Source organism: Bradyrhizobium sp. SHOUNA76, from assembly GCF_023006445.1.
GTDB lineage: Bacteria > Pseudomonadota > Alphaproteobacteria > Rhizobiales > Xanthobacteraceae > Bradyrhizobium.
This window is the reverse complement of the sequence record NZ_JALBHA010000677.1, coordinates 1-2,733: the sequence shown is the minus strand read 5'-3', so window position 1 is coordinate 2,733 and position 2,733 is coordinate 1. Positions and strand designations below refer to the sequence as shown.

Here is a 2,733-nt window from a genome sequence, read left to right as displayed (position 1 = left end):
CGCGCTGGTGCGCTTCACGCCCGAGGCGCGCATCGCCGACATCACCGGGCTGCTCGACAGCTACCACGCCTCGATCGTCGACGGGGCCAAGGGCGGCATGTTCCGCCTCCAGTTCGACAAGGCCATGAGCCAGGACGAGCTCGCTTCGCTGCTCGGCAAGATGCAGCGCGAGAAGTTCGTCAACCTCGCCGTCGCGGCGCCCTAGGCGCGCCGCCAAGCCGATGACAGGCAAGTCCGAGAGCAGGGTGCGTGCCGGGGCCTACGCTTCATCGGTCGGCGCGGTGCTTCTGATCGCCGCCGGTCTCGGCGTCGAGGTTGCGCAGGCGCAGGCGATCATGCGCACGCCCACGATCAGCGTGCCCTCGCGCACGCCGACCATCTCTCCGAGCATCGCCCCGCGTATCACCCCCAGTGTTGCCGCCCGTGCGGCCAGTGTCGACCGTGGCCCGCGGACGATGGCGGCCATTCCCCACACCACGACGTCGCGCGTACGGCCGACGACGCCGGTGCTGCCCTATGCGCGCTATTCGCCGAACCTCTACCCGGCCTGCAGCGCACCCTATCGTGATGCTGACGGCGAGTGCACGGGGCAGCCGATCGCAGGCGGCCAAGGCACTGGAAAATCAGGCAAGAAAAGCGCCGGCAAGGGGCGTGGCAACAACACCCCGGTTGCGGTCACCTCGCGCAGCTTTGCCAACGAATTCGTGGCCGAGATCGATGGCGCGCTGTCGCCCGGCGATGCCGACGAACTGGCCCGCCGGCACGGCCTGACGCGCGTCTCTTCGGAGAGCTTCCCGCTGATCGGGGCCACATTCGGTCTGTTCCGCATCACCGACGGCCGGCCCTACGAGACGGTGCGGCGCGAATTCGCGGCCGACGGCAGCGTGCGCTCGGTCCAGCCGAACTTCCGTTATGCGCTCCAGGACCAGAAATCGGCGACCCCGAGCGAGGGCGATCCCGCGCAATACGCACTGGCCAAGCTCCGCCTGCCGCAGGCCCATACGCTGGCGCACGGTGCCAACGTCACGGTTGCCGTGATCGACTCCGGCATAGACGCCAAGCATCCCGAGCTTGCCAATTCCGTCGCCGACAATTTCGATGCGCTCGGCAGCGCCGAGGGGCCGCACATCCACGGCACCGGCATCGCCGGTGCGATCGTGGCGCATGACCGGCTGATGGGCAGCGCGCCCGAGGCGCGCATCATCGCGATTCGTGCCTTCGGCGGCACCAACGGTGGCGCCGAGAGTTCGTCCTACATCATCCTGCGCTCGCTGAATTACGCCGCCGAGCACGGCGCGCAGATCGTCAATATGAGCTTTGCCGGCCCAAAGGACGCGGTGATCGAGCGCGCCATCGCGGCGACCGCCGCGCGCGGCCTCGTGCTGATTGCGGCCGCCGGCAATGCCGGCGCCAAATCGCCGCCGCTGTATCCGGCCGCCAATCCCAACGTGATCGCGGTCAGCGCGACCGACCAGCAGGACAGGCTGTTCGCCGCGTCCAACCGTGGCAACTACATCGCCGTCGCAGCGCCCGGGGTCGACATCTTCCTGCCGGCGCCCGACGGCAAATACCAGATGACATCGGGAACCTCGTTCTCGGCCGCCTATGTCTCCGGCGTCGCGGCGTTGCTGCTCGAGCGCAATCACGCCTTGAAGCCGGAGGCGCTGCGCATGACCCTGGCGAAGACTGCGCGCGATCTCGGCTCCCCCGGACGTGACGAGCTTTTCGGCGACGGTCAGACCGATGCGTTCGCCGCGGTCATGGCTGTTCCCGCCGACAGCGTGATGCCGGTTGCGGCTGCGTCCGGTACAACAAAACGTGAAGATGCCGGAACGCGTCGCGACGCGCCCGGCAGCCGCGCGATCGAACAGCCCTCGTTGTCGAGTGCCGAGGATAAATCCACGATTTCTCAGGCGGATAGGCCGGCGGCGCGATAACGGCTGCGACAAAGATGCGCGCGGTCCGAAGGTCAAAAAAGCAAACGCCGCGTTGAACGTTCAGCCAGCTGCCACGACCAAATTATGTGGGAGCGGTCATCCCTCCCCATCAGTCATATTAGGCGCGAGCGCCCATCCACCCCAAGCGCCCATATGGCTCGACCCGTCCGGTTGTCCCCCCGGACGGGTCTTTTCTTTTTGGGCCATCCGATTGGGCATCCGATTTTTTGAAGCTTCGCGCTCGTTCAGCCTGCGGTTGAGGGGTCGCAGCTGCGTTCGCCCTGATCGCCCGCCCGGCACGCCGCAAGCCCGTTATGCTTGTGCGAAGCTTGACTCGAAAACACAGCAAATATCCGCACGACTACGGTGATTGATGACGAAAGCCGTGTCGTTGCTGGACAGGACAAAACTTTTCCACAAAATATTCATGTCGCGTCTAAATTGATTCGTGTGCGTTGCGTCCCCCCGCGTCCGTGTTTTCCCCTGACGGGCTGGTTCATGACACATCGCCAAGAGTCCGATTTCGCGTCCGCCCGTGCCGTGGCTGTTGGCCGCGACATCGCGGCACGCTGGTGCGCCCTCGCCGAGCAGCGCCTGCAACATCTCTCCGAAATGTTCGAGACCGGCCGCTGGCGCCGTTATCATTCCGAGATCGCCTTCCTGGAAAACATCCAGGAAGCCAAGCGTGCCGTCCAGACCTGGCGCGCGCTTGCAACCGGCGGGGACGTCGCCGAGGCGGCTGCGAGCGTGACGCCCGCATTCGGTTGGTCGCCGGCGACGATGCCCCGCGTGTTTC

At 66.2% G+C, this 2,733-nt stretch carries 2 protein-coding genes and 1 pseudogene; all 3 read left to right on the top strand.

Annotated features, from left to right (window positions below; translation table 11 throughout):
- Positions 1–205 (top strand): annotated as a pseudogene (locus MOV74_RS35500) (hypothetical protein); the annotation flags it as partial.
- A 16-nt stretch (positions 206–221) separates the two neighbouring features.
- Positions 222–1,937, top strand: a complete 1,716-nt coding sequence (locus MOV74_RS35495; RefSeq protein ID WP_246931825.1) for a S8 family serine peptidase — start codon at positions 222–224, stop codon at positions 1,935–1,937.
- Positions 1,938–2,477: 540 nt separating this feature from the next.
- Positions 2,478–2,733 (top strand): TIGR03809 family protein (locus MOV74_RS35490; protein ID WP_246931827.1); only part of this gene is annotated, 256 nt, incomplete at its 3' end.